Annotated in this window: 22 protein-coding genes; 5 read left to right on the plus strand and 17 right to left on the minus strand. The window is 60.0% G+C overall.

Annotated features, from left to right (window positions below; all coding sequences use genetic code 11):
* Positions 1-24 precede the first annotated feature (24 nt).
* The 5 genes from MLC70_RS07500 to MLC70_RS07520 all read right to left on the minus strand — a co-directional run bounded on the left by MLC70_RS07500 (position 25) and on the right by MLC70_RS07520 (position 3,813).
* Positions 25-459, minus strand: a complete 435-nt coding sequence (locus MLC70_RS07500) for a DUF7282 domain-containing protein (protein ID WP_248182665.1) — start codon at positions 457-459, stop codon at positions 25-27.
* Positions 460-565: 106 nt separating this feature from the next.
* A complete protein-coding gene (locus tag MLC70_RS07505; protein ID WP_248182667.1) occupies positions 566-1,312 on the minus strand; it encodes an anti-sigma factor in 747 nt (248 codons plus the stop codon).
* A complete protein-coding gene (locus MLC70_RS07510) occupies positions 1,309-1,923 on the minus strand; it encodes a sigma-70 family RNA polymerase sigma factor (RefSeq protein ID WP_248182670.1) in 615 nt (204 codons plus the stop codon). The genes MLC70_RS07505 and MLC70_RS07510 overlap by 4 nt, the downstream gene beginning before the upstream one ends.
* A 68-nt stretch (positions 1,924-1,991) precedes the next feature.
* Positions 1,992-3,374, minus strand: coding sequence for a PepSY-associated TM helix domain-containing protein (locus MLC70_RS07515; protein WP_248182671.1), 1,383 nt, complete (start codon positions 3,372-3,374; stop codon positions 1,992-1,994).
* Between the two features lie 40 nt (positions 3,375-3,414).
* The gene (locus MLC70_RS07520) at positions 3,415-3,813 is read right to left on the minus strand and encodes a DUF2946 domain-containing protein (protein ID WP_248182673.1); all 399 of its coding nucleotides are present in this window, start codon (positions 3,811-3,813) and stop codon (positions 3,415-3,417) included.
* A 175-nt stretch (positions 3,814-3,988) separates the two neighbouring features.
* Between MLC70_RS07520 and MLC70_RS07525 the strand changes: the two genes are divergently transcribed.
* Positions 3,989-4,660 carry an SDR family oxidoreductase gene (locus tag MLC70_RS07525; protein ID WP_248182675.1) on the plus strand — a complete coding sequence of 224 codons (672 nt, stop codon included), beginning with the start codon at positions 3,989-3,991 and terminating at the stop codon, positions 4,658-4,660.
* Between the two features lie 109 nt (positions 4,661-4,769).
* A complete protein-coding gene (locus tag MLC70_RS07530) occupies positions 4,770-5,150 on the plus strand; it encodes a nuclear transport factor 2-like protein (protein ID WP_248182676.1) in 381 nt (126 codons plus the stop codon).
* A 276-nt stretch (positions 5,151-5,426) separates the two neighbouring features.
* On the opposite strand, the gene MLC70_RS07535 is transcribed toward MLC70_RS07530, so the two are convergent.
* The 6 genes from MLC70_RS07535 to MLC70_RS07560 all read right to left on the minus strand — a co-directional run bounded on the left by MLC70_RS07535 (position 5,427) and on the right by MLC70_RS07560 (position 11,184).
* Complete coding sequence (locus tag MLC70_RS07535) at positions 5,427-6,287, minus strand: LysR family transcriptional regulator (RefSeq protein WP_248182677.1); 861 nt, start codon at positions 6,285-6,287, stop codon at positions 5,427-5,429.
* Positions 6,281-7,291 carry a phosphonate dehydrogenase gene (locus MLC70_RS07540; RefSeq protein WP_248182678.1) on the minus strand — a complete coding sequence of 337 codons (1,011 nt, stop codon included), beginning with the start codon at positions 7,289-7,291 and terminating at the stop codon, positions 6,281-6,283. Before MLC70_RS07540 ends, MLC70_RS07535 begins: the two co-directional genes overlap by 7 nt.
* 9 nt (positions 7,292-7,300) lie before the next feature.
* Positions 7,301-8,131: a phosphonate ABC transporter, permease protein PhnE gene (gene phnE, locus MLC70_RS07545; RefSeq protein WP_248182679.1), complete on the minus strand. Its 831-nt coding sequence runs from the start codon at positions 8,129-8,131 to the stop codon at positions 7,301-7,303.
* A gap of 8 nt (positions 8,132-8,139) precedes the next feature.
* The gene (gene phnD / locus MLC70_RS07550; protein ID WP_248182680.1) at positions 8,140-9,003 is read right to left on the minus strand and encodes a phosphate/phosphite/phosphonate ABC transporter substrate-binding protein; all 864 of its coding nucleotides are present in this window, start codon (positions 9,001-9,003) and stop codon (positions 8,140-8,142) included.
* Positions 9,000-9,845: a phosphonate ABC transporter ATP-binding protein gene (gene phnC / locus MLC70_RS07555; protein ID WP_248182681.1), complete on the minus strand. Its 846-nt coding sequence runs from the start codon at positions 9,843-9,845 to the stop codon at positions 9,000-9,002. Before phnC ends, phnD begins: the two co-directional genes overlap by 4 nt.
* A gap of 112 nt (positions 9,846-9,957) precedes the next feature.
* Entirely contained in the window at positions 9,958-11,184 is a 1,227-nt protein-coding gene (locus tag MLC70_RS07560) for an FAD-dependent oxidoreductase (protein WP_248182684.1), read from the minus strand.
* Between the two features lie 192 nt (positions 11,185-11,376).
* Here MLC70_RS07560 and MLC70_RS07565 point away from each other — a divergent pair, with 192 nt between their 5' ends.
* Positions 11,377-12,630, plus strand: coding sequence for an MFS transporter (locus tag MLC70_RS07565; RefSeq protein ID WP_248182686.1), 1,254 nt, complete (start codon positions 11,377-11,379; stop codon positions 12,628-12,630).
* Positions 12,631-12,704: 74 nt separating this feature from the next.
* Here MLC70_RS07565 and MLC70_RS07570 read toward each other — a convergent pair whose 3' ends face one another.
* Positions 12,705-13,781: a TauD/TfdA dioxygenase family protein gene (locus MLC70_RS07570; protein ID WP_248182688.1), complete on the minus strand. Its 1,077-nt coding sequence runs from the start codon at positions 13,779-13,781 to the stop codon at positions 12,705-12,707.
* A gap of 303 nt (positions 13,782-14,084) precedes the next feature.
* Here MLC70_RS07570 and MLC70_RS07575 point away from each other — a divergent pair, with 303 nt between their 5' ends.
* Together MLC70_RS07575 and MLC70_RS07580 are read left to right on the plus strand one after the other, a co-directional pair.
* The gene (locus tag MLC70_RS07575; RefSeq protein WP_248182691.1) at positions 14,085-15,599 is read left to right on the plus strand and encodes an alpha/beta hydrolase family protein; all 1,515 of its coding nucleotides are present in this window, start codon (positions 14,085-14,087) and stop codon (positions 15,597-15,599) included.
* Between the two features lie 202 nt (positions 15,600-15,801).
* Positions 15,802-17,130 (plus strand): cyclic di-GMP phosphodiesterase, encoded by a 1,329-nt coding sequence (locus tag MLC70_RS07580; RefSeq protein WP_248182693.1) that lies wholly within the window; start codon positions 15,802-15,804, stop codon positions 17,128-17,130.
* Positions 17,131-17,144: 14 nt separating this feature from the next.
* Here the strand turns inward: MLC70_RS07580 and MLC70_RS07585 are convergent, their stop codons facing one another.
* From MLC70_RS07585 to MLC70_RS07605, 5 genes are read right to left on the minus strand one after another with little or no spacing between them, the layout of a single operon-like run.
* Positions 17,145-18,833 carry an AMP-binding protein gene (locus tag MLC70_RS07585; protein WP_248182695.1) on the minus strand — a complete coding sequence of 563 codons (1,689 nt, stop codon included), beginning with the start codon at positions 18,831-18,833 and terminating at the stop codon, positions 17,145-17,147.
* A 38-nt stretch (positions 18,834-18,871) separates the two neighbouring features.
* The gene (locus tag MLC70_RS07590; protein WP_248182697.1) at positions 18,872-19,774 is read right to left on the minus strand and encodes a hydroxymethylglutaryl-CoA lyase; all 903 of its coding nucleotides are present in this window, start codon (positions 19,772-19,774) and stop codon (positions 18,872-18,874) included.
* Position 19,775: 1 nt separating this feature from the next.
* Positions 19,776-21,770 (minus strand): acetyl/propionyl/methylcrotonyl-CoA carboxylase subunit alpha, encoded by a 1,995-nt coding sequence (locus MLC70_RS07595; protein ID WP_248182699.1) that lies wholly within the window; start codon positions 21,768-21,770, stop codon positions 19,776-19,778.
* Positions 21,770-22,576 (minus strand): enoyl-CoA hydratase-related protein, encoded by an 807-nt coding sequence (locus MLC70_RS07600; RefSeq protein WP_248182701.1) that lies wholly within the window; start codon positions 22,574-22,576, stop codon positions 21,770-21,772. The genes MLC70_RS07595 and MLC70_RS07600 overlap by 1 nt, the downstream gene beginning before the upstream one ends.
* A 14-nt stretch (positions 22,577-22,590) precedes the next feature.
* Positions 22,591-24,198: a carboxyl transferase domain-containing protein gene (locus tag MLC70_RS07605; protein WP_248182703.1), complete on the minus strand. Its 1,608-nt coding sequence runs from the start codon at positions 24,196-24,198 to the stop codon at positions 22,591-22,593.
* Positions 24,199-24,359: the final 161 nt, after the last annotated feature.

A 24,359-nucleotide genomic window follows, 5' to 3' on the forward strand; every position in this document is an offset into this window, starting at 1 on the left:
CCCGCCGGGTTGTCGCGAAAAGTCTTATTTCGCGGTGACGGTCTTCATGACCAGGTTGCCGTCTTTACGGATCGGGCCGTCTTCCTTGGCGCCGAGAGTGTATTCGAAGATGCCGGTCTTGCTGCCACCGTCCTCGCTGTGAACCATCAGCATCAGCATCTCACCGGACTTTACTTCCTCGGTCAGAATCGCTGCTACGTCCATGTTCTTGCCCATTTTGATGGGAGCGTGGCCAACCACCGGGCCCGGCTTCATGGCTTCGTCGGTGCGATGCACAACCAGCCAGCCGTTTTTCTCGGCCATCACTTTCTTGGCGGTAACAGTGCCACTGCTGACGTCTTGGTCACTAGCCTTCACGCCTACTTTCCCGTGATCCATGGCCAGTGCTGCGCCGGAAGTCAGTGCTGTGGACAGCAGGGCTGCAGTGAGAAATGTGCTCTTTTTGAAGTGCGTGCTCATTGCGTTCTCCTCATTTTCAATTATCCCCATCATTGGTTTGTTATCGGATGGGCGTACCGAAAGATACGCATGGATAATTCAAAAGTTGCATTTGCCCCGGTTTTTTTTAGAACCGCTGACCCGAATTGCCTTCGGTGGTGGGGTACAGGTAGCCATGAATCGCCGGCCCGGTCGGCTTGCCCGTCGGTGAACCGCCTGCAGGTTCGACACTGATGCCGAAGGTGGCCTTTTTCAGAAGCTGCGGGTCATACTGGCTGAGTGCCGACTGGTCGATGGTCATGTTGTTGGTCAGTACACCTACCGAGCGTGGGTCTGGCCCCAGCTCATCGGCCTTGATCCATAGCTGATAGGACCTGTTCTGCACCGGCTCGGCGGTGACCGGGCGAATGTTCAACTGGCGGTTGTCCAGATCCACAGTCAGCATAAAGGCCGGTTGTTGGTCATCGTGCTGGAACACCGCCACGAAAGATTGTGGTTGTTCCGCTGGCTGGAAGGCCAGCACGGCCACCAGGACCAGCGCAGCGGCAGACGTCACGGCGGTACTCCACTGCCACCGGCGTACCCGTTGTTGCAGCGCAGTAACGGTTGCGGTTGGCGGTCTCCGAAGAGACACGGGCGTTGTGGCCTCAAGCTCGTCCAGGCGCTTTTCGACGCGGGCAAGCAGGTCCGGACCGGGCTGAATGGGCGTCACCTCATTCAGCAAAGGCACCAGACGCTCTTCCCAGGCGAGAATCAGGTCATCGAACGCCTGGTCATCCTCGCGGCGGGCAATCACGGAGGCCCGCTCTTCCGGGGGCAGCGTTCCCAGCACGAACTCCGCCGCCAGCGTATCGAGATTGTCATGGTCGGTCATGGTGCCAGACACCTTTTCAGTTGTTTCAATGCACGGTGCAGCCAGGTTTTCACGGTATTTACCGGTTGATCAAAGTGGGCAGCCAGTTCGTCACGGGACCAGCCATTCAGATAAGCCAGGCGAACCATGTCCTGGCGGTCTTTCTCGAGTTCGTCGATGCAGCTGTTCAGGCTGTTAACCGCCTGCTGCTCTTCAAGTTCGGCTTGAGCTGTCGGTTGGACACTCGCGATTTCGTCAATCTCCTCATCCCCCATGGAGCGCCGTGCCGGTTGCTTCCGCAGCTCGTCGATGGCGCTGTTGCGGGCAATGGAGGCCATCCAGGCAATCGGTGAAGCTTTGGCCGCGTCATACTGCCCGGCTTTCTGCCATACCTTGATGTAGGCGTCCTGAATCACGTCGTCTGCCCAAGCCCTGTCTCTTACGATACGCATCACGGTACCCAGAAGTTTCGGGGCGGTGGCTTCATAGAGCTGGGCAAAGGCGGAACGATCCCGCCGAACCACCCGCTGGATCAATTGGCCGATGTCAGAGGATGTTGCCGTGGGCACCACCCCGGGGTTACCCGGGGGGGTGTGATGTTCATCGGAAGGGTGTCGAGATTCAGAATCCATACGTCGCCTGGGTAGTCGCTGGCGCAGTGGCCGGGAACCTGAAGATTGCCGGTTTTGGCTCGCTCAGGTCAAGGCACTTTTAAGCGCCTGGAATCCCGCAACGCCAGGGCCGCATCCAGTGCCAGAAAGACCGCCAGGCTGACGCCCATCGCCGGGGCGAAGAGTCCCAGGCCCAAGGCAACAAACGTCACCACCACCAGTGCCATCGCCGGTGCCTTTTTCAATTCGGTCCAGACCCGTTGCGGGCGATGGCGCTGTTGGTCAGAGCGGATTGGCCGGCGTAACCACCACATTCGATACCCCAGCACAATCATCACGCACAGTCCCAGCGCGCAGGCAGCCACGAACAGCTGGTTGGCCAGGCCGAACAGGATGCCCATGTGGGCATCGATGCCCCAACGGGTGAGTTTGGCGGCAAGGGGAAAAGTCTCGAAATCCACCCGATCGGTGATGGTCAGGGTTCGGGCGTCAACGGCTACCATGTCGACCTGGGTCGGCCAGCTGCGGTCGATTTCACGCACTACCCAAGCGCGGGATACGTTTGTGGCGGGCTTGATTTCCACCATGCCGGCATCAATACCGGCCGCCCGTGCCTGTTGCAGCACTGCATCGTACGCGGCGGCATTATCCTCGCCTGCGGTGATTACCGCGGACATACCGTGACCGGCGTGTGCTCCGTGCTGATGTTGCTGAGGCGTGGAGCCGATCAGCTCGGTGTTCAGCCCGGGTGTGCCCCAGTCCAGTTGGGCGCGTAATTCGGCAATGTTGGCGCCTGCCCATTTTGACCAGGTCAAACCGGTGACTGAGAAGAACAGGAATGCCAGCAACAGCACCACGCCCATACCGCTGTGCCACTGGCGCAGCGTGCCGCGCTCGTTGGCCACCTGAGGGGTAAGGTTCGAGCGCCGTCGGCGCCACCACAGTGCAAGGCCGCCAAGGGCCACCAGCCAGAGCCAGGAGGCGGCCAGTTCGCTGTAATAGCGCCCTACCTCGCCCAGATGCAGGTGGCGGTGAACATAATCGATCCAGATGCGGAATGGCAGGGTGCCGCTGGTCCCGTACACCACCAGTTCGCCGCGGACGTCCAGAGACACCGGATCGACAAACACCGCCTGGTGTTCGAAAGGTTGCAAACCGTCCACTGCAAACATGACCCGGGTGGTTTCACCTGGCTTTGGGGCAGGACGGACGGCGGCGAGGGTGGCTGCGTCGCCGATATGGCTGCGGGCCGTCAGGATCTGGTCAGCCAGCGGCTTCGCCGTGCCAGTGGTCTCGGTGGTCAGTTCGCTGTAATAGAGCCAGTTTTCGATTTGCGGCGTCAGGGCGAACAGGGCGCCGGATAGCGCCGCCACAAAAATAAAGGGTCCGACAAACAGGCCAGCATAAAAATGCAGGCGTACAAGCAAAGCATAGCCCCAGCGCGGAGCGCTGGAATTGTGGATTTCGTTCATGGTCTTCCTCAATACAGACTAAAAAGGGTAAGGGAGAGAGTCAGACCATGACCGGTGGTGCGCGCACAGGCGCATTCAAAAAGCGGGTTATTGCGCGGGGGGGCGACAGCAAACCGGGAAGGCCGGTGCCGCTGACGGCGGGCGCACTGGATGGAACGGCCGTGCCCTGGGAGGAAAGAACCGGCAATTTGCTGAGCAGCACGCAGTAGCCGCATTCGCCATGGGCCAGATGCTGCAGTGGATCGGAATGGTCCGTTTGCCCGGATGAAGGTGCAGGGCTGTGCTCGCGGCTGTGGTGATCACTGTGGTGGCTGTTCAGGGCGGCTGGCCCGGCTTCGGGGTTCAGCTGCGCCTGGGTAATCAAAGGCCCCACATAGATCAGCACCATGGATAACAGCGCTATCCATGCGGGCCATTGCTTGTGCCTTCGTGCTGTCACCGCTCACCTGTTTTACGGAAAACAAAGCTACCCATAGTAGCGGTCTTTTTTGTTGGGAGGTAACCAGTTACGCAGTTGGGTGTCGGAAAGTTGCATCGACCACGTGGAGAAACGGGGTTCCTGAGGGCGTCCCTTTTCTGTTTGAATGAACGTTTTCACCGTTGAGGAGATTCTCATGGCCAATCGCAAAACCGTCGTCATTACCGGTGCCAATCGTGGCATCGGTCTCGAGCTTGCACGTCATTACGCGGATGAAGGTTGCGCTGTTATCGGTGTGTGCCGGCACACATCCGACGAACTGAATGCCATCGCGACCCGCGTTGTTGAGGGGGTGGATGTCACCACCGACAGCGGTATCCAGACGCTCACCACTGAACTGAAAGGCCAGTCCATCGACCTGCTGATCAACAACGCCGGCCTGCTGCAGGATGAAAAACTGGGCAGCATCGACTTCGATTCGATCCGCACCCAGATGGAGATCAACGCCTACGCACCGCTACGGGTGGCAGAGGCGCTGGTGTCACAGATCCCCTCCGGCGGCAAGATTGCCAACATCACCAGCCGCATGGGTTCCATCGCTGACAACGATTCCGGCGGTCGTTACGGCTATCGTGCGTCCAAGGCAGCGCTGAACGCCTTCGGAAAATCTCTGGCGATGGATCTGCAGCCCAGAGGCATTGCCGTGGCCCAGCTTCACCCCGGCTATGTACAGACCCGCATGGTGAATTTCGGTGGGCTGATCAGCCCGCAAGAGTCTGCCAAAGGCCTCGCCGAGCGCATTGAAGCGCTCAATCTGGAGAATACCGGTTCTTTCTGGCACAGCAACGGCGATGAGCTGCCCTGGTAGCAAGCGGCTTGGAAAATGCACTGCGGGTCCCGTTGTACTTTTTGCTACCATGGCGGGAGTAGGATCCCGGAAGACTGGATCGTCCCCATCGTAGAAACGGAGTCTGCACATGCAGCCAAAAGACATCGTGGCGCAATTCATCGGTGATATTCACGCCCAGCGTTTTGAAGAGGCCAAGGCCTTGCTGGTGACTGACGGGTTTGAATACGTGGGGCCGAATATGCGCTTCCTTCGCCCGGATGACATGCTGGCCTACCAGTTCGGCATGGCGGCCATCCAGAAAGATCTCGTCGTCCGTCAGCTCAGTGCCGACGGCGAGAACGTGTTTGCCATTCTGGACTACCGCACCCACTTTGAACCGATCGGAGACGTGCGGCTTGCGGTCTGGTTCCGGGTGCGGGACGACAAGATCCAGACCGTTGAAACCTTCTACAACGCGGCCGTGGTCGAGAACATGCTGGGCGGTGAACTGCCCACGGCGGAGTCCTGAGCGGCGAGCTCTCTGGCGCGGGGGTCACTGATACTCGCCCTCCGCGAGTTTTTAATGGCGATTGAATGATGGGGAATCATCGAGTTTATGAACTCGTCATCCCCGATAAGCAACTGGCCTCTGTTCACGAATAGAAAGATGCCTGCGAGCGGCGTCGCGAGAACAAGAATCGCAATCTTGCTGACTTGCGCCCGGCACATGGACCACCGAAACGACAGCATACCCACCGTCATGGCGCAGGCTAATGATCCAGCAGTGCAGGGTCTCAGGCTGTTATCAATGACAGAGGTGGCGGATAAACTCTGACACTGGAGGATGACCTGCAAGGGACTCGGGGCTTATCACCATTAGCGATTTCGACAGCCCGGAATGGCTGACCGGAATAGCCCTCAGGGTACCGGCCCGCACTTCCTCACTGACGCACGCTGCCATCACCAGCGAAACGCCCAGGCCGGCTTTGACCGCCTGTTTCACCGCTTCGGTGCTGCCCAGTTGCATGGCCACGCTGGGGAACGGCCCGGAATGCCCAAAGAAGTTGGCCAGGATCCGACCTGTTCCTGTACCTGGCTCGCCACCTAGCAGGGTCATCCCCGACAACATCTCCCGGTCAATTACCTGCATTCCAGCGCAGGGGTGATCGGGGGGCGTGATCAGGACCATCGGCTCCTGCCGCCAGCCTATGGCCCGGAAGCCCGGTTTCGGGTGCCACCATTCCATGATGGCGATATCCAGCTCACCCCGGGTCAGTTGACTGCCAATGGCAGGGTTGTTGTCGATCACCAGGTCCACTTCCGGTGCGGTGGCGGCATCCCTGAACGCGCGCACATGGGGCTGCAGGAGGTAGATGCCGATGTTTGAACTGGCGCCCACACGCAGCCCGGTTCCACCGACAGCTTCCCGCGCTCGTTGCTCGAGGCGCAACATGCTCTGCGCAATCGGCATCAGCGCAAGGGCGGCCCGGGTGGGCTCGCACCCGGACTTGCTGCGGCGGACCAATAAGGCATCCAGCTGTTCTTCCAGCTTTTGGATGTGTTGGGAGAGCGTGGGCTGGGCGATGCCCAGATGCCGGGCTGCTGCCTGAAAGCTTCGGTGGTGCACCAGAGTGGTGAAGCTCTTCAGCCAGACCAGGTTCAGCATGGACTGCTCTCCCTGTCCCGCGGCGCGTTCACTGCATCCTGGGGGTGCTCACCTCGCAACGCCTGAAGGATGTTATCCGCAGCACGTTGCTCAATGGCCAGACGCACATCCCGCACCGCTGAACCAATGTGGGCGGTAAATAATGTGTTCGGGTGCGCCCGCAGCGCCGCACTGATCTGTCTGGGGCGATCGGCCCTGGCCCAATCCTCCATTTCGAAGACATCGGCGGCGTAGCCGCCCAGGTGGCCAGAGGCCAGTGCTTCGAGAACGGCGGCTTCATCCACCACAGAACCTCGGCACGGATTGATGAGGAACGCGCTCGGTTTCATGCGCGCCAAGCGGGCAGCATTAATGGTGTGCAGGGTGTCGTCGTTCAGTGCCAAGGCCAGTATCACGATATCGGACTGTGCTAGAAGCTCGTCCAGACTGGCGCGGGTCAGGCTGAGCGCTGCTTCTTCCTCATCGGCCAGGGCGTCGGGCTGCGTGTACAGTAAGTTGGCCCCCCAGCCCTGGAAGCGCTTGGCCACCGCCTTGCCAATCGCACCCATGCCGACAACGCCCAGAGTGGCCCCTTCTATGCCGAGGCCGTAGAACCGAGGCTCCCAACCGGCGAAGTGACCGGAACGGACAAATTCGTCGGCGGCCCGCACCTGCCGTGTCAGGCCAATGGTCAACCCCACCGTCAGTTCAGCGGTCGGTACCGTAAGCAGATCTGGCACGAAGGTCAGCCAGACGCCATGGCGGGTGCAGGCCTGAACATCGAAATTGTCATAGCCTTTCAGGGCGGCACCGATCACCTTCAGGTTCGGGCAGGCAGCCAGAAAATTGTCGCTGATCCTGTCTGGCATGAATGCCATCATGGCGTCGGCGCTGGCAGCACGCGCCCTGATGGATGTGGCCGGCAGCGTGCCGTCTGACTGGTTGGTGATCAGCTCGCAATGGGGTTCCATGCTTGCCAGCACGCTCTCATGCACTCGATGAGTGACGACGACTCGTGGTTTCATTCGCTGTCCTTACTTGAATTTTTTGCGGAGATGGCCACTCAGGCTGTCGACCATCGTCACCATCATCAGGATAACAATCAGGATGGCACTGACTTCCTGGTACTGCATAATGCGTAACGATCCCATCAGCTCAAAACCGATACCGCCGGCACCGACCATGCCCATCACGGTGGAGGCCCGGAAGTTGTACTCCCAGCGATAGATAGACACGTCGGCAAACTGCGGAAGTACCTGGGGCAGTACCGCATGCCAGAGTACCTGTAGCCGGGTCGCACCTGCTGCATCGGCTGCCTCCACCGGAGCCGCATCCACATGTTCGATGGCCTCGGCAAAAAATTTGCCGACCATGCCAATGGAGTGAAGCCCCAGAGCGAGAACACCGGGCAGGGCACCAAAGCCAACCGCCGCCACGAAGATGATGCCCATGATCAGTTCAGGCACCGAACGCAGGCCGTTCAGCACCGTGCGGGTTATGTGGAAGACCGCCGGGTGGGGTGAGGTGTTCCTTGCCGCCAGGAATGCCAGCGGTACAGAGACGGCAACCGCGATGGCCGTGCCGGCAATGCTCATGGCCAGGGTGTCAATCAACGGCGATACCCAGTCCATGGCGTTGGTGAAATCCGGGGGCAGGGACTCGCCCAGCAGCGTCCCGATAGCAGGCACACCATTGGCCAGGGTACGGAAATCAAGCAGATCCACGTACCAGCTGGCTACGAAAATTACCGCCAATACCAGGGCTGCCTGCCAAAATGTTTTCCGCCAGCCCCGTGCATGCTCATCCAGCACGGAGGCTGACGGGGCCGGCGACAGAGTCGCCGGTTCCGTCGTGGTATGGGTCATGGGGCTCCTTACATCTTCGCGAAATCAAGGTTGAGCAGACTGCCCATCTTGCGGATGACGTCGTAATCGGCATCGGTGATGGCGGCGAAGCCTTCGGCCTTCAGGTTGCTGAGAATCTCTTCATCGTCGATGTTGAGGAAGGCGTCCCGCACGCTGGCTTTGAGCTCGGGAGACAGGTTTGAGCGCATGGCCCAGGGGTATTGGGGAAATTCACCGCTGTAGCCAAGCACCCGCACTTTATTACGGTCGATCAGGCCACGGTCCATAACGTGCTGGAAAATCACTTCGGAAAGACCGCCGGCCTCGGCATTGCCGTTGGCCACATTCACCGCCACCGAGTCGTGGGAGCCCACAAAGTGAGCTTCATAATCGCGCTCAGCTTCGAGGCCGGCGGACTCCATGAGCACCGTCTTGGGAATCAGGTGGCTGGACGTGGATGCCCGGTCGCCGTATGCCATTTTCTTGCCCTTGATATCGGCATAGGTTTCAACACCGGATTCCGCATTGGCGATAATGATAGAGCGATAAGTCGGTTTGCCATCGACGATCATGGCGGCGAACGGCTCAATGTCGCTCTTGCTCTTGGCCATCACGTAAGACAGCGGACCAAAGTACGCGAGGTCGATGCGGCCGAAGCGCATGGCTTCGATCATGGAGGAATAATCCGTGGTCACGATCAGTTCCACTTCCTTGCCAAGGGTACTTTCGAGGTAGTCCTTCAGCGGCTGATTACGCTTGATCAGTTCCGATGCGTTTTCATCAGGAAGCAGGGCGACTTTCAACAGGTCAGGATCAGAATCAGCGGCTGAAGCCTGCAGGCTGAATCCCGCCATCAGGCAAAGTGCGATCAGAGTAGTGAGTATCGGTTTCATCGTGCTATCTCCAGGTGCGTGGGTTGGGGCATGACTGGTTGGGTTTGAATGGCCGGGGGGGTGCCCGGTATCGGTGTTGGGTTCGTTCTACCGTGGTAGATCTCGTCAAGGTGGTGTTGCTGCAGCTCCGCCGGTGCGGCATCGAACACAATCCGGGCGTTAGCCAGACCGATGATCCGGTCCGCGAAGCTCCTGGCGTATTCCAGTTGGTGGAGGGAAATCACGGCAGTAATGCCATCTTCGCGGCAGATATCCCGCAACAGGCCGAGCACTTTTTCCGACGTAGCCGGATCGAGGCTGGCCACCGGCTCGTCGGCAAGTATCATTGACGGTTGTTGCGCCAGCGCCCGGGCAATGCCCACACGCTGTTGCTGGCCGCCGGAAAGCTGGTCAACCCGGGCAAGGGCTTTGTCCACAAGTCCGACCCGCTCCAGGCAGTGCAGCGCCAATTCCAGGTCGTGTCGGGGAAATGGAAGCACGCTGCGCAAGGTGCCGTGGTAGGCGAGACGGCCAGTGAGAACATTCTGCAGCGCCGTATGACGTTCAATCAGTTGGTGATGCTGGAACACCATGGCGGTGCGCGACCGGTGCTGTCGGACGGTACGCCGGCTGTTCAGCGGACCGAACTCTGCCGAGATCACCCGCCCGGCGGTGGGCAAAACGAGGTGGTTGAGCGAGCGCAGCAACGTGGACTTGCCCGCGCCGGACAAGCCAAGCAGGACCGTGAACTCGCCCTTGTGAAAATCAACGGTGGTGGGCCGCAGCGCAAGGACATTTCCAGGGTAGGTCACACCCATGTCTTCTATACGGAGCATCATGTTTGGGGATGGAACAGACGCCATTGGATCACCTTTTGCAATGAATAAGCTCGCTTTATTGCGACTTACAATGCAACGGTAATCCCCGTTAGTGACAAAACGGTGTCATTCAGGTGACACTAATCTTTCCAGTCGTCTAGATCGCATCCACCACCGCATTGGCCGACCGCACGGCGGATTCCAGCAGCGGCACGCCCTCGTAGGCCCAGGAACCGCAGAAAAACACTTTGCGCCCGGGCTGACGGTGCCATTGGTTAAGGGCGTCGTGGACCCGGGCGGTGCCGGAGTGGACCACGGCGCGCTCCAGCGGCACCCGCGCCAGTACCGTGTCCGGGTCCGGCTCGAACAGCGGGTTCCAGGTCTGGAAAACCGGTGCGCTGTTCGCCAGTGTGGGTTCCACCTTGTTGACCCATACCGTAAACATGGGCTTCTCCAACGCCTCGTCCATCTGAAAATTCAGCGCGGTCCAGTCTTCCTGTTTCGCGGGCATAAAGCGCGGGTCCTGATGCACCCAGAGCTCGCCGGCATCGAAGCCGATGTCTTCCAGCATTCTCCGCTCGTCATCAAACTGGCTGTCATTCAGAAAACTCAGCTGATTGGCCTGGGTGGCAACAATGACCCGGTCAAACACACCGCCGTCGCCCCGCTGGTTATAGACTTTGACGCCGGCGTCGCTGATCTCGACCTGTGCCACCGGGCTGCCACAATGCAGGGGCAGGTCGCGGGCCAGACCCTCGACCAACGCCCCGGTCCCGCCCTTAAGACGATAGAGTTCGGAACCGTAGAGAATGCCGTGCAGAGCCGAGAGCAATTGCGCCGCGGGCCAGTTCAGCAGATGTTTCTCGTCACAGGTGCAGATGGTGGAGAGCAGGGGCAACACCAACCCACGCCAGAATAACGGGTCAAAGCGCTGTTGCTGCAGGACTTCGCCAAGGGTGGCGTCGGTGTCAGCCCGCGCCAGTTTCCGGGTCAGACGGCTCAGTTGCCAGATGCCGCTGGCCATGCCCAATGCGCGCGTGTTCAGGTAGCGCCAGGAGCCCAGAAAGGGCCAGCCCAGGATCGGTACCTCGCCACTGCGGAACCAGGTGTGCCGACTGGTCCAACTGCACGACGCATGAACGTCCACCTGGAAGGTGCCCACACCCACCTCGGCAGCAAGCTGAAGCACACTGGGCCATGCGTCGGGACTCATCACCCTCAGGGGCACATCCACCAGGCCGCCATCCACCCTGAGGGCATGGGCATCCATGCCATGGCTGTTGCGGGCTTCGAACACGGTAACGTGGTGGCCAGCGCGGCGCGCCCGATAGGCAGCCGCCAGGCCCGCCATACCGCTGCCGATTATTGCAATGGAATAGGTCATCAAGTTCTCTTGTGGTCAATGAAAGCGGAATCGGTGCCGAATAAAAAAACAGATAGTACCTGATCTCGGTGGGCCTGCGGGAAACCGAAATTGAATCACCCCATGGATTCCCTCACGGTAAGTAAACTTTGGTTTATTGGTTCTATACTTACCTACCTGGCCAGACGTTGCGACGGAACCGACGGAGGCGGCATGACCTCACTCTCAAGCACAAAATTTGCGATCTTCGGCGCAGCGCTGATCGCCATCAGTTATGGGCTTGCCCGCTTTGCCTTCGGGCTCTTTGTGCCACCGATACGGGAGGAACTGGAACTCACTGCAGATCTGATCGGCCTTATTGGTGCGTTGCCACTGGTCAGTTTCCTGCTGGCCACCCTGGTCGCTCCGCTGGCGGCTGACCGTCTTGGCGCCCGCAGAACGGCAGTGCTTTCCTGTGGCTTTGGTGCCGGCGGTCTGGCGTTGATCAGCCAGGCGTCTGGAGCCTTGTCGCTTGGCGTTGGCGTGTTCGCCTGTGGTATCTGCACGGGCCTGATGATGCCGGCCTTAACAGCCGCCATGCAGGCGAAGGTAAAACGGTCGTTGCACGGTCGCGTGAGCGCCTCCATGAACGCCGGCACCAGCATCGGTATCGCTTTGGCGGTGCCGGCAGTGCTGTTTCTGACCGATGCCTGGCGTTTTGCCTACGGCGCCTTTGCCGGCCTGGCAATCGTCGGGTTGTTGGCCGCACTGGTCGTGATTCCGTCGGTGTCGAGGGTGTCGCCCACCAGAACGGCACCGGCGCCCGCCATCAGCCTGTTGCAGTGGTCGCGGCTCTTCCGGCTTGCGCTGTTTGCCTTCGCTATGGGGTTTGTCTCTGCGGCCTACTGGATCTTCGCGCCGGATCTTGTGGTTACGGTTGGTGAATTGCCATCCAGCGCCACGGGCTGGTTGTGGCTGGCGGTTGGCATCGCAGGGCTGGGCGGTGCGGCCGTGGCCGACCTGGCCGATCGCAATAACCCGGCCATTACCCAGGCGCTGATGCTGATGATGCTGGCCGCGAGCCTGGCATTGATCGCGGCCAGCCCCGGTGAGCTGATGATTGCGGCATTTTCTGCCCTGGTTTTCGGTCTTGCCTACATGAGCCTGACCGGGCTGTATCTGATGACCAGTATCCGTTTGTTGCCGGGGCGGCTGTCCATGGGTCCGGTGTTGCCGTTCATGGCGGTCTCGCTGGGGCAGGCCACCGGATCGCCCATCGTCGGTATGCTGGTGAAGGAAGTCGGCTACGAAAACGGGTTTGCCCTGTTCGCCATGGTCGGGATTCTGGTATCGATCCTGTCGCCGCTGTATCCGCGCTCCATTGCCGAGGCACAGGATGATGACGAGGAGCCGGAAACCGGGCTTCAGGCAGCGTATGACTCGCAATTGCAGTATTTGAACGAGGAACCATCAAACAGAGAGCGCTAGGCAGGTCGGCTCTCGTGTTGCGGGCTTGTCGTCGTCATGCCTGGCGAGTGCATACCGAATTTCGGCCAACCGTGTCAGTTTTGCAGGCGGATGTCGTCTTTCCACAGGAACCCGACGCCACCGGCCTGCCAGACGCCATCCTTGTTGAACGGGTGAGGCCCGTTGATATTGATGTATTGCGGCAAACCAAAGTGTGGCGCCAGGTCCTGTTTTGATTTGATCGTGACACGGTCCATGATCCGCAACCCCTGCTGTTCAGCCGGCATGTGCGCTTCCGGCGCGGCTCTGTGGGCCACCGCCCAGTTATCGATGTAGAGCAGGTCACCCGTGTCGTAGTGGTAGCGTATCCCGTACCCCCGCTCGAACGACGCATTCATCAGATCGTTGTAGTCATTGAAAAGCGTCTTCATTTCGCTCTCCGTCAACAAACGAAACTGGTCGACGCTCGCGGGCTGCTGTTTCAGCTCATCAATCGTGACACCGTCCTCCGGCAGCCGCTCGATAACGGCACCGGTCATCCCAAGGTGAAGCCACACGCTCTTCCTTCCGGACACCGGGTGCGTGTGGACGACGGGATGCGTCACGCTGGACGCGGAATTCACCGACACAAGACGCTCCCAGAAGGCCTGCTTTTCCTTCGGAAGCGCATCAAAGGCGGCGCCCTGGTGCGCGAAGTGCGTACCGCCGCCCTGTTCCGGCGCGCGAGCCATGTAGTACGCGGAGTGCGAGAATGTGGCCGCCTCAAAACTGCCATCGTTATGCCATTGGGGACCCACACCCAGAATGCCGTGGCGGCTGTCATTGGAGCAGCGGAAGATGTGCCTGTTTCGACCGGGTGTTGCAGGGTGGACGCCGTGGGTTGAGTGGATCTCGTGAGCGCCCCACCATTTGCTGACTTCAACCAGCTCCTCGGCGGCAAGATCGGTTTGCTGCTTGAAGACGATGAATCCCCGATTCGCCATCTCCACTTCCAGCGCCTCTATCACAGGCTTGGGAAGCCCGGCGCGAACATCGGCCCCGTAGACTTCAACGCCAAGAGGTTCCAGCTGTTTGACCGTTAACCCCGCTTGCTCGATCAACGAGACGCGTTCAGCGTCGAGTGAAGGAATGCTTGGTTGGCTACTTCTGACTGTTTCGGATAGTTGTCCCATGGTTGCGAGCTACCTCACTGGGTGAATTCCAACCAGCTTAACTGAGTGTGTTTCAGTGACAACCCCAGATGCTGCACCCGGTTATCTGAAGCCACTTGGCCCAAATAATGATCACACTGACCACTTGGGACAAAGGCCGCCCGCTTCAAGAGCTTTATCCTATGCGCAGGATTTGATGATAGGGATTCACGGGGTGTAGATATGAAACAGGCGGCTTTATTACTGTCAGCGTTGGCTTTGGCGGGGTGTGGCGGCTCGTCTTCTTCGTCCACGGCTGAGGCGCCGAGCCCGCCGCAGGCAGTCATGGGAGAAGAAGCCGTTGCGCCGGACGATCCACGCAGACCCCAGCGACTGGTGCCCACTCAACCGGAAAACCTCGACACGCGTTGTGATGACGCCAGCGCCCCAAGTGCCGCTTGGGGCGACTGTGAGGCCACCAACTACGCAAAAACCCTGGAGGCACTAACGGAACAGGTCTCCATCCCGTTCCAGCGCCGGTATCTGGAACAAACCCTGTTCAACGTTGAGGATCTGGTACAGCGCTCCATCCTGGACCCGTCGTGGCTGCTGTCCCTGTCTCTCAATACCCCGCTTTCACCCTTGTGCGCGACTTACGGCTTGCCCTGTACGGGTGATCCGTACCGGTACCCCGAAGCTGACGGGCCAGATGGAAAGGGTTTCTACCAGAACGAAGCGGACGTTACCGATGTGGTATTTTATGATCGGGAATGCGCCCGGTTGTCCGGCACGGTCTGGGTGCCAAAACACGCGGCTGCGGACAACCCGGTGCCGACCATCGTCATCACCAACGGCTCGGTGCAGGCACCGCAAACCGCCTACAGTTGGGCAACACAGGCGTTGGTTCGGGCCGGTTATGCCGTGCTCACCTACGACCCGAGGGGCCAAGGCCGGTCCGATTTTCAGACACCGCTGCTGGAGCAGGGCGGCAACCTGAACCCCAAAGTTTTTTGGGAAGGGCAGGTGGATGCCATCGATTTCTTTCGCTCCACACCCAGCCAGCGTTATCCCCATTCGCAAGCCTGCAAGGACGCAATGCCCACCGAGGTCTTTGACCATAACCCGGAATGGTCGCGTCTGGATCACTCGCGCCTTGGCATTGCGGGGCACTCGCTCGGTGCCATCGGCGTATCTGTGGTTCAGGGCTATGGCGCGCCAGGCGCGGAGCCCTGGCCCGGGCTGATAGATGAGACTAACCCGGTGGATGCGGTGGTCGCCTGGGACAGTCTGATCACCCCCACAGGAGAGGGCCTGACAACCGCTTCGAATCTGCAGCTGCCTGCTCCGCTTTATGACGTCATGCTGCTGGCCATCACCCAAGGCGTTCTCCCGGAATTCGCACCGAGGGCACCGGCCATGTCATTCTTTGCGGATTACGGATTCGCGCCGCTTCCCTACCTGGTGCCGCCGGATCCAGCTGGCAGCAAGGTTGCGTTCGAGGCCTGGAAAGCCGCCGATGTTCCGGTTTACACGCTCGGTTTCCAGGGCACCACACACTTCGATTTCTCCCTGTTGCCGCAATTTCCGGCTACTTCCTGGTGCCCGGATGTGTCCCGGAGCGCATGCTCGGGCGGGTGGGGCAGACCTTCTATTACCCACTATACCGTCGCTTGGTTTGATCGTTGGTTAAAGGTTCCGGGTGAGTCTGGCTTCGCAGATGCGGATGAACGGCTGATTGATGACGCGCGAGTGGGTGGCGTGGACAGGATGAGTTTTCATTATGATTCCGCCCGGGCGTATCCGGATCGAAATGGTGGGTGGCAGCAGTGTGAGAGGATTCGGGCCGGGTGTGTTGATTAAGCGTTGTGGCCAGATTTGGGAGCACCCTAAAACCTGCTACCAAACCAACTGCACCGTCTGCAAATCGGGTGGGGCAAACAGCTCTACTTTCATCTGATTTTTGGTCTTGCCAATGGTGCTGATCTGTTCACAATGTTTTACGTCATTCGTTGGAATCTAACCGTATACTAGGTGTTAACCTGACGTAATGGCTGGGTCCTCGATGAGATATGAACGTGTCGAACTGGAAATTCCTGTAACCGAACTCAGAATCGGCATGCACGTTGTGCGACTTGATAGGCCTTGGGAAGAAACAACCTTTCTGTTGCAGGGATTTATTGTCCAGAAACAGGAGGATGTGGACGCCCTGCAGCAGCAATGTGACCGCGTCGTCATTGAGGGGAAAAGAAAGATCGAGGGCCAGGCAACGCCGTCCCTGCCTGCATCGACTCCGAAACCGTCATCCAAATTTTCGATATTTTCAAAAGCATCGCGAGCCAGAGATCAAGCCGGAGCCTCGCGCAATCGTGAAAATCGGCAGACGAGCGAGGTCGCGCGGCGGAGAAAAGTCACCTACATAAACAAAGTGGATGTGGGTCACGAGATTACCAGGGCGACGGGCCATTACAGCGACGCGAAATCCGTCGCCCAGAACATTATGAATGGGATGCGTGTCGGGCGGACCCTGGACGTCAACAAAGCAAGGGAAGTGGTTGATCGATGCGTTGAAAGTATCCTCAGGAATGACGATGCCCTGCTTCTGCTGACCAAGCTGAAGCACAAAGATGAATACACCGCTGAGCATTGCTTGAATGTTTCCATTCTCTCCGCTGCGTTCGGTAAGAGACTTGGTCTGCTTGAAGAGGAGATAAAAACGTTGGGTCTCTGTGGCCTTTTGCATGATATCGGGAAAGCTAAAATACCCGACGAGATACTGCAAAAACCGGGAAGCCTGACGCCAGAGGAATACGGTATTATGCAGAATCATGCAAACTGGGGCAGGGATATGCTTATGGCTTTACCCAGGGTCGTGCATGCGACAATTGATGTTGCCTATAACCACCACGAGCGCCTTGATGGCAAAGGGTACCCCAGAGGGCTGGTTGATTATCAGATACCCTATTTCGCCAAAATCGTTGCGATCGTCGATACCTATGACGCAATAACAAGCAATCGTTCTTACGACCGTGGTCGCTCCTCGATGGAGGCCCTGGAAATCATTCATCGCTGCAGTGGCACGCAGTTCGACCCTGAGTTGGCAAAAGCCTTCGTGCTAATGATTGGAATCTACCCGCCGGGAGCCATTGTTGAGCTCAAAACGGGTGAGGTCGCCATCGTGATCGCCGCAAACCCGAAGAGTCGACGTAAACCGAAACTGATGATCGTCAGGGACGAGAAAAAGCAACGGCCCGAAAAGTATCGTCTGGTTGACCTTGCAGGCAACCCTGCGGGGGCCTCGGGAAGCCCCCTGGTAATCTCCCGCGAAGTACCTGATGGTACTTATGGCATCATGCTACAGCGCTTCATTGACAATGGGTTGCAACTTGGCTGAGGCTCAAGTGGCCTCTAGTTTCCCTGCTCCATCTCCTGGATAGAAATCTCCCGCATCTTGAACTTCTGGATCTTCCCGGTGACGGTCATCGGAAAGGCGTCCACAAATTTGTAGTTCCTCGGGATCTTGAAGTGGGCAATCCTGCCCTTGCAGAACTCCCGCAGTTCGTCGCCAGTGACCGGATCGGCGTCCGGGTTCAGCTTCACCCAGGCGATCAGTTCTTCACCGTACTTGTCATCGGGAATGCCGGTGACCTGCACTTCCTCGATGGCGGGGTGGGTGTAGAGGAATTCTTCGATCTCTTTCGGGTAGATGTTCTCACCGCCGCGAATGACCATATCTTTGATGCGGCCGACGATCTGGATGTAGCCGTCCTCGTCCATGGTGGCCAGGTCACCGGTGTGCATCCAGCCGGCGTCGTCGATGGCTTCGCGGGTTTTCTCGTCGTTGTTCCAGTACTTCAGCATCACGCTGTAGCCACGGGTGCACAGCTCGCCAATTTCGCCACGGGGCACCACGTTGCCGCTGCCGGGGTCGACGATTTTGGTTTCCAGGTGAGGCTGGGTGCGGCCAACGGTGGTGACCTGTTTCTCGAACGGGTCGAGGGAGCTGGTCTGCGTCGACACCGGGCTGGTTTCGGTCATGCCGTAGGCAATCTGAACTTCTTTCATGTGCATCTTGCCGTTGACCTTCTTCATCACTTCCGCCGGGCAAATAGAGCCGGCCATGATGCCGGTGCGCAGGCTGGAGAGGTCGTAGCTTTCAAACTCCGGCTCGGCCAGTTCGGCGATGAACATGGTGGGCACACCGTACAGAGCAGTGGCTTTTTCCTGGTGCACGGCCTGTAGTACGGACTTGGGCTCGAAGCCTTCGCCCGGGTAGATCATGGTGGCACCGTGGGTGATGCAGCCGAGGTTGCCCATCACCATGCCGAAGCAGTGGTACAGGGGCACCGGGATGACCAGACGATCTTTTTCGGTGAAGCGCTGGCTGTGGGCCACGAAGTAGCCATTATTGAGGATGTTGTGGTGGGTGAGGGTGGCGCCCTTGGGATTGCCGGTGGTGCCGGAGGTGAACTGGATGTTGATGGGGTCATCAAACTGCAGCTGGCTCTGTGCCTTGTCCAGTTCCAGCTGGCTGACGTCATCGGCAAAGCCGGTGAACTCGGCCCAGGTCCACATGCCGTCGTGCTGGTCTTTGTCCAGATTGATCACGGCGCGCAGCTCCGGCACTTTGTGCGCTTTGAGCTTGCCCGGCGTGGCCGTTTTCAGCTCGGGGGCCAGATCGTAGACCATTTTGCGATAGTCCGAGGCCTTGAAGCTGTCGGCAGTAACCAGCACCGAGATACCGGCCAGATTCATGGCGTAGTCCAGCTCATGCACGCCGTAGGCCGGGTTGATGTTCACCAGGATGGCGCCCACTTTGGCGGTGGCGAACTGGGTAACGGTCCACTCATAGCGGTTGGGAGACCAGATGCCGACGCGGTCGCCCCGTTTGACGCCGATGGCGAGGAAGGCGCGGGCGGCTTCGTTGACCTTTTCCACGAATTCCCTGTAGGTCCAGCGGATGTCCTGGTGCAGGGCCACCAGGGCTTCGGTGTCGGGGTACTTACCGGCGGTGCGATCGAGCATTTCGCCGATGGTCATGCCCAGTAATGGCGTCTCTGAGGTGCCACTGGTGTAGCTCGGGAGCGTGTTGATCATGGTCTCTGCCTCCGTTGTTTTTGTAATAGGAAACGCTGCTAGCGTCCTCCGAGCGCCTGACCGACTTTGGAACCGTTGTGGCGTTTCAGTTGACTGCTGATCCAGTCACCGGTGGTAACCAGTTTGCTCATATCCACGCCGGTTTTGATGCCCAGTCCGTTCAGAAGGTATAGCACGTCTTCGGTGGCGACGTTGCCGGAGGCGCCTTTGGCGTAGGGGCAGCCGCCTAGGCCGGCGACGGAAGCGTCAATCACCGAAATGCCCTCTTCCAGTACGGCGTAAAGATTGGCCAGGGCCTGGCCGTAGGTGTCGTGGAAGTGGGCGGCGAGTTTCTCGATCGGTACGTCTGCGGCGACGGCTGCCAGCATACGTTTGGCTTTGAGCGGGGTGCCCACGCCGATGGTGTCGCCCAGGGAGATTTCGTAGCAGCCCATGTCCGCCAGAGCTTTGGCGACTTTGGCCACCTGTGCCGGGGCGATGTCACCCTCATAAGGGCAACCGAGCACGGTGGACACATAGCCCCGCACCGGTATACCCGCCTTGCCCGCGGCTTCCATCACTGGCAGGAAGCGGTCAAGGCTTTCGGCGATGGAGCAGTTGATATTTTTCTGGCTGAAGGACTCGGACGCAGCGCCGAACACCGCCACTTCGTCTGCCCCGGCCGCCAGGGCGTTTTCGAAGCCCTTCAGGTTGGGGGCGAGCACCGAGTAGCGCACGCCGGATTTTCGGTTGATGCCGGCCATCACGTCCGCCGCATCGCCCATCTGCGGTACCCATTTCGGCGACACAAAGCTGGCGGACTCGATGTGGCTTAGGCCACAGTCAGCCAACCGGTCGATCAGCCCGGTTTTGATGGCGGTGGCGATGACGTCACCGGGCTCGTTCTGCAGGCCGTCGCGGGGGCTCATTTCCACCAGTCGGACCCGGTTCGGGAAGGCCATGTTACGCCGCCTCCTCGTCGCTGGTTTCGATGGCGATCAGCTCCGCGCCCTCGGACACCTGGTCGCCCTCGGCGTAGAAGATGTCTGTCACCACGCCGTCGGCCGGGGCCTTGATGGCGTGTTCCATTTTCATGGCTTCCATGATTACCAGGGTCTGGCCGGCGGTGACCTGGTCGCCCACTTTGGCCTGCACCGCGACAATCGCGCCGTTCATCGGGGCCTCCAGGCTGCCTTCGCCGGCCAGCTCCTCGGCGCCGAAGGTTTCACGGAATACGTTGCACTGGAAGGTGTCGCCCTCGTAGAACAGCACCAGCTGGTGGTTGTGCAGGTTGCCGTGCACGCTGATGCGGTGGCCGTTGATCACCGCCTGCAGGGAGTCGTCATCCAGCTTGCAGTTGAGGTGGTAGATGCTGCCGCCGACCATTACCTGGTAGCGGTCGTCCCGCTCGAGGATCTTGAGTTCGTGCACCTCTTCACCCACCAGCAGGTGCATGGGCTGCGCGTATTCGGAGTTCATGCGCCAGCCGTTCTGGCGGCCGAACGGCGACCAGGGGTCGGTGCTGACCACTTCGCGGGATTTGCGCTGTTCCAGCAGGAAGCCGGCCGCCAGTACCAGCCCTTTGTGCAGGTCGAGGCGGGATTTGGGGAACAGCAGCTCGCGGTGGTCCTCGATGAATCCGGTGGTCAGCTCGGCCTCCCGGAACGGCTGGGCGTCGGCCAGGGCGTGCAGGAAACGGATGTTGGTTTTCACCCCGGCGATGCGGTAGTGCTCCAGCGCCTGCACCATGCGGTTAATGGCCTGGTCGCGGGTTTCGTCCCACACGATCAGTTTGGCGATCATCGGGTCGTAGTGAATGCTGATCTCGTCGCCTTCGGTAACGCCGGTGTCCACCCGCACATGGACGTTTTCATCCGGCGTACTCAGGTAGCGCAGGGTGCCGGTGGCCGGCAGGAAGTCCTGGTCCGGGTCCTCGGCGTAGATCCGCGCTTCCAGAGCATGGCCGCGGGTTTTCACCTGGGCCTGTTCCAACGGTAGGGGGTCGCCCCAGGCCACTTTCAACTGCCATTCCACCAGATCCTGGCCGGTGACCATTTCGGTGACCGGGTGTTCCACCTGCAGGCGTGTGTTCATTTCCATGAAGAAGAAAGAGCCGTCCACGTCGTAGAGGAATTCCACGGTGCCGGCGCCCACATAGTTGATGGCCTGGGCGGCTTTGACCGCCGCTTCGCCCATGGCTTTGCGGGTTTCCTCGCTCAGGCCCGGGGCCGGGGCTTCTTCCAGCACTTTCTGGTGGCGTCGTTGCACGGAGCAGTCCCGCTCGGCCAGATAGACACCGTGGCCGTCCCGATCGCAGAACACCTGGATCTCCACATGGCGCGGCTGGGTCAGGTAGCGCTCGATGAGCATGTCCGGATTGCCGAAGGCGTTCTTCGATTCCCGTTTGGCGGCGGCGAGGGCATCGTCGAAGTCTTCCATACGCTCCACCACCCGCATGCCTTTGCCGCCGCCACCGGCCACGGCTTTCAGCAGCAGCGGGAAGCCGCACTGTTCGGCTTCTTTGCGCAGGGTGTCCGGGCTCTGGTCGTCGCCGTGGTAGCCCGGTACCAGCGGTACACCAGCTTTCTCCATGATGGCCTTGGCGGCGGATTTGGAACCCATGGCTGCAATAGCGGAGGAGGGCGGGCCGATGAACACGATGTTGTTGGTTTCGCAGGCTTCGGCAAACCGGGTGTTCTCGGACAGGAAGCCGTAACCCGGGTGGATGGCCTGGGCACCGCTTTTTTTCGCGACTTCGATGATTCTGTCGGCTTTCAGGTAGCTTTCGGAGCTGGGCGCAGGGCCGATGTGGAAAGCTTCGTCGGCCATGGCCACGTGCCGCGCGTTGGCGTCGGCGTCTGAATAGACTGCTACACAGCGAATGCCCATGCGATGCGCGGTCTGGATGATCCGGCAGGCGATTTCGCCACGGTTGGCGATGAGAATTTTACTGAACATTAGTCTTCCTCCGGAACCCAGTTGGCCTTGCGTTTGTTCAGGAACGCGCTGAGCCCTTCCTGACCTTCTTCACCCACCCGGATATCCGCGATGCGGTGCGCGGTGTCGTCAATGACCTCGCCGCTGATCGCTTTGTGGCTGACGGCGAACACCAGATTCTTGGCGGCTTGCATGGCCTCGGGACCGTTGAGGGCAAGCTGAAGCAGTAATTCGTCGCAGCGTCGGTTCATGGCATCCACGTCGGCACAAACTTCGTGCACCAGGCCGAAGTGTTCGGCTTGTCGGGCGGAGAAGATCTCAGCGGTGATGAAGTAGCGGCGGGCCTGGCGTTCGCCGATGGCGCGCACCACGTAGGGACTGATCACCGCAGGAATCAGGCCGAGCTTCACTTCACTGAGGCAGAAACTGGCTTGTTCGGTGGCCAGCACGATGTCACAGCAGGCGGCGAGGCCCACCGCGCCACCAAACGCCGCCCCCTGAACCAGGCCGATCACCGGTTTGGACAGGTGGTTGAGAACGCTCATCAGCCGCGCCAGTTCGCGGGAGTCGTCCAGGTTTTCCTGGCGGCTGTTGTCCGCCATGCGGCGCATCCAGCCCAGGTCGGCACCGGCGGAGAAGTGCTTGCCCTCTGAACGCAGGATGACCACCTTCACATGCTTGTTGGTGTCCACGTCGGTGAGGGCGCCGATCAGCTGCTGGATGATGACGTCATCAAAGGCGTTGCGCTTGTCCGGGCGGTTGAGTACCACCTCGGCAATGCCGCCGTCGCGGTGTCTGAGCAGAACTGCAGAGTTGTTGTCTGTCATGTCAGTCCTCCCGATTACATCCGGAACACGCCGAAGCGGGTGGGCTTGGCGGGTCGGTTGAGGGTGGCAGACAGGCTCAGGGCCACGACTTCACGGGTCTGGGCCGGGTCGATCACGCCGTCGTCCCAGAGCCGGGCACTGGCGTAATAGGGGTGACCCTGGTGTTCGTAGGTGTCGGCGATGGGTTTCTTGAACGCGGCTTCGTCGGCCTCGCTCCAGGTTTCGCCCTTGCGCTCCAGCCCATCGCGGCGAACGGTGGCCATCACGCCGGCGGCCTGCTCACCGCCCATCACGGCGATGCGGGCATTCGGCCACATCCACAGAAAATCAGGGCTGTAGGCGCGACCACACATGCCGTAGTTGCCGGCGCCGTAGCTGCTGCCGATCAGTACGGTGATCTTGGGCACGTTGGCGCAGGCGACGGCCATAACCATCTTGGCGCCGTGCTTGGCGATGCCTTCGGCTTCGTGCTTCTGGCCCACCATGAAGCCGGTGATGTTCTGCAGGAACAGCAGCGGGATGTTGCGCTGGCAGCACAGTTCGATGAAGTGCGCGCCTTTCTGGGCGGACTCGCTGAACAGGATGCCGTTATTGGCGATGATGCCCACCGGGTAGCCGTGGATGTGGGCGAAGCCGGTCACCAGGGTCTGGCCGTAGTAGCGTTTGAATTCGTCAAACTCGGAGCCGTCGACGGTGCGGGCGATGACGTCGCGCACGTCGAACTGTTTGCGCAGATCGGTGCCGACAATGCCGTAGATTTCCTCGGCGTCATACAGCGGCGCACGGGGTTTCTGGATTTGCACATCGGCCGGTTTGCGGCGGTTAAGGTTGGACACGCAGCGCCGGGCAATGTCCAGGGCGTGGGCGTCGTTCTCGGCGTAATGGTCGGCTACGCCGGAGATTTTGCAGTGTACGTCGGCGCCGCCCAGATCCTCGGCGCTGACGACTTCACCGGTGGCGGCTTTCACCAGCGGCGGGCCGGCGAGGAAGATGGTGCCCTGTTCCTTCACGATGATGGATTCGTCGGCCATGGCCGGCATGTAGGCGCCACCGGCGGTGCACAGCCCCATAACCACGGCGATCTGGGGGATGTCGTCAGCCGACATGCGCGCCTGGTTGTAGAAGATGCGGCCGAAGTGGTCCCGGTCCGGGAACACCTCGTCTTGCCGGGGCAGGTTAGCGCCGCCGGAGTCCACCAGATAGATGCAGGGCAGCCGGTTCTGTAGGGCAATCTCCTGGGCACGCAAGTGTTTTTTTACGGTCAGCGGGTAGTAGCTGCCACCCTTCACCGTGGCGTCGTTGGCGATGATCATGCACTCGGTGCCGGAGACGCGGCCGACGCCGGCGATCACGCCCGCCGCGGGGACTTCTTCGTCGTAGACGTTGTAGGCGGCGAACTGGCCGATTTCCAGGAAGGGGGAACCTTCATCCAGGAGGCGGTTGATGCGCTCTCTGGGCAGCAGTTTGCCGCGTGCCAGGTGGCGTTCCTGGTAGGTGGGGCCGCCGCCTTGCTGGATGGTGGCGACTTTGTCCCGCAGGTCGGCCACGGCTTTGGCCATGGATTCCTGGTTGGCCTGGAACTCTTCGGACCTTGGGTTGATTTTGCTTTGTAGCACGGTCATGGTTTTTTGATCCCTCAAAAGTTGGGGGCGCGGGGCTGATGGACTGTCCTTCCGGAAACCGCTGCGAGCACATCCATGTGCGCTTCTCTCAGGCCATCCATGGCCTTCAAAATTTCCGGAAGGACAGCCCACCAGCCCCTTGGCATACATTGGGTGCAGGT

This window comes from Marinobacter goseongensis (assembly GCF_023156235.1).
Classification (GTDB): Bacteria; Pseudomonadota; Gammaproteobacteria; order Pseudomonadales; family Oleiphilaceae; genus Marinobacter; species Marinobacter goseongensis.

Bases quoted from the DNA above. Each gene is read 5' to 3' on its own strand.
- MLC70_RS07500 (WP_248182665.1), bottom strand. From the start codon at position 459: ATGAGCACGCACTTCAAAAAGAGCACATTTCTCACTGCAGCCCTGCTG.
- MLC70_RS07505 (WP_248182667.1), bottom strand. From the start codon at position 1,312: ATGACCGACCATGACAATCTCGATACGCTGGCGGCGGAGTTCGTGCTG.
- MLC70_RS07510 (WP_248182670.1), bottom strand. From the start codon at position 1,923: ATGGATTCTGAATCTCGACACCCTTCCGATGAACATCACACCCCCCCG.
- MLC70_RS07515 (WP_248182671.1), bottom strand. From the start codon at position 3,374: ATGAACGAAATCCACAATTCCAGCGCTCCGCGCTGGGGCTATGCTTTG.
- MLC70_RS07525 (WP_248182675.1), top strand. From the start codon at position 3,989: ATGGCCAATCGCAAAACCGTCGTCATTACCGGTGCCAATCGTGGCATC.
- MLC70_RS07530 (WP_248182676.1), top strand. From the start codon at position 4,770: ATGCAGCCAAAAGACATCGTGGCGCAATTCATCGGTGATATTCACGCC.
- MLC70_RS07535 (WP_248182677.1), bottom strand. From the start codon at position 6,287: ATGCTGAACCTGGTCTGGCTGAAGAGCTTCACCACTCTGGTGCACCAC.
- MLC70_RS07540 (WP_248182678.1), bottom strand. From the start codon at position 7,291: ATGAAACCACGAGTCGTCGTCACTCATCGAGTGCATGAGAGCGTGCTG.
- phnE (WP_248182679.1), bottom strand. From the start codon at position 8,131: ATGACCCATACCACGACGGAACCGGCGACTCTGTCGCCGGCCCCGTCA.
- phnD (WP_248182680.1), bottom strand. From the start codon at position 9,003: ATGAAACCGATACTCACTACTCTGATCGCACTTTGCCTGATGGCGGGA.
- phnC (WP_248182681.1), bottom strand. From the start codon at position 9,845: ATGGCGTCTGTTCCATCCCCAAACATGATGCTCCGTATAGAAGACATG.
- MLC70_RS07560 (WP_248182684.1), bottom strand. From the start codon at position 11,184: ATGACCTATTCCATTGCAATAATCGGCAGCGGTATGGCGGGCCTGGCG.
- MLC70_RS07565 (WP_248182686.1), top strand. From the start codon at position 11,377: ATGACCTCACTCTCAAGCACAAAATTTGCGATCTTCGGCGCAGCGCTG.
- MLC70_RS07570 (WP_248182688.1), bottom strand. From the start codon at position 13,781: ATGGGACAACTATCCGAAACAGTCAGAAGTAGCCAACCAAGCATTCCT.
- MLC70_RS07575 (WP_248182691.1), top strand. From the start codon at position 14,085: ATGGGAGAAGAAGCCGTTGCGCCGGACGATCCACGCAGACCCCAGCGA.
- MLC70_RS07580 (WP_248182693.1), top strand. From the start codon at position 15,802: ATGAGATATGAACGTGTCGAACTGGAAATTCCTGTAACCGAACTCAGA.
- MLC70_RS07585 (WP_248182695.1), bottom strand. From the start codon at position 18,833: ATGATCAACACGCTCCCGAGCTACACCAGTGGCACCTCAGAGACGCCA.
- MLC70_RS07590 (WP_248182697.1), bottom strand. From the start codon at position 19,774: ATGGCCTTCCCGAACCGGGTCCGACTGGTGGAAATGAGCCCCCGCGAC.
- MLC70_RS07595 (WP_248182699.1), bottom strand. From the start codon at position 21,770: ATGTTCAGTAAAATTCTCATCGCCAACCGTGGCGAAATCGCCTGCCGG.
- MLC70_RS07600 (WP_248182701.1), bottom strand. From the start codon at position 22,576: ATGACAGACAACAACTCTGCAGTTCTGCTCAGACACCGCGACGGCGGC.
- MLC70_RS07605 (WP_248182703.1), bottom strand. From the start codon at position 24,198: ATGACCGTGCTACAAAGCAAAATCAACCCAAGGTCCGAAGAGTTCCAG.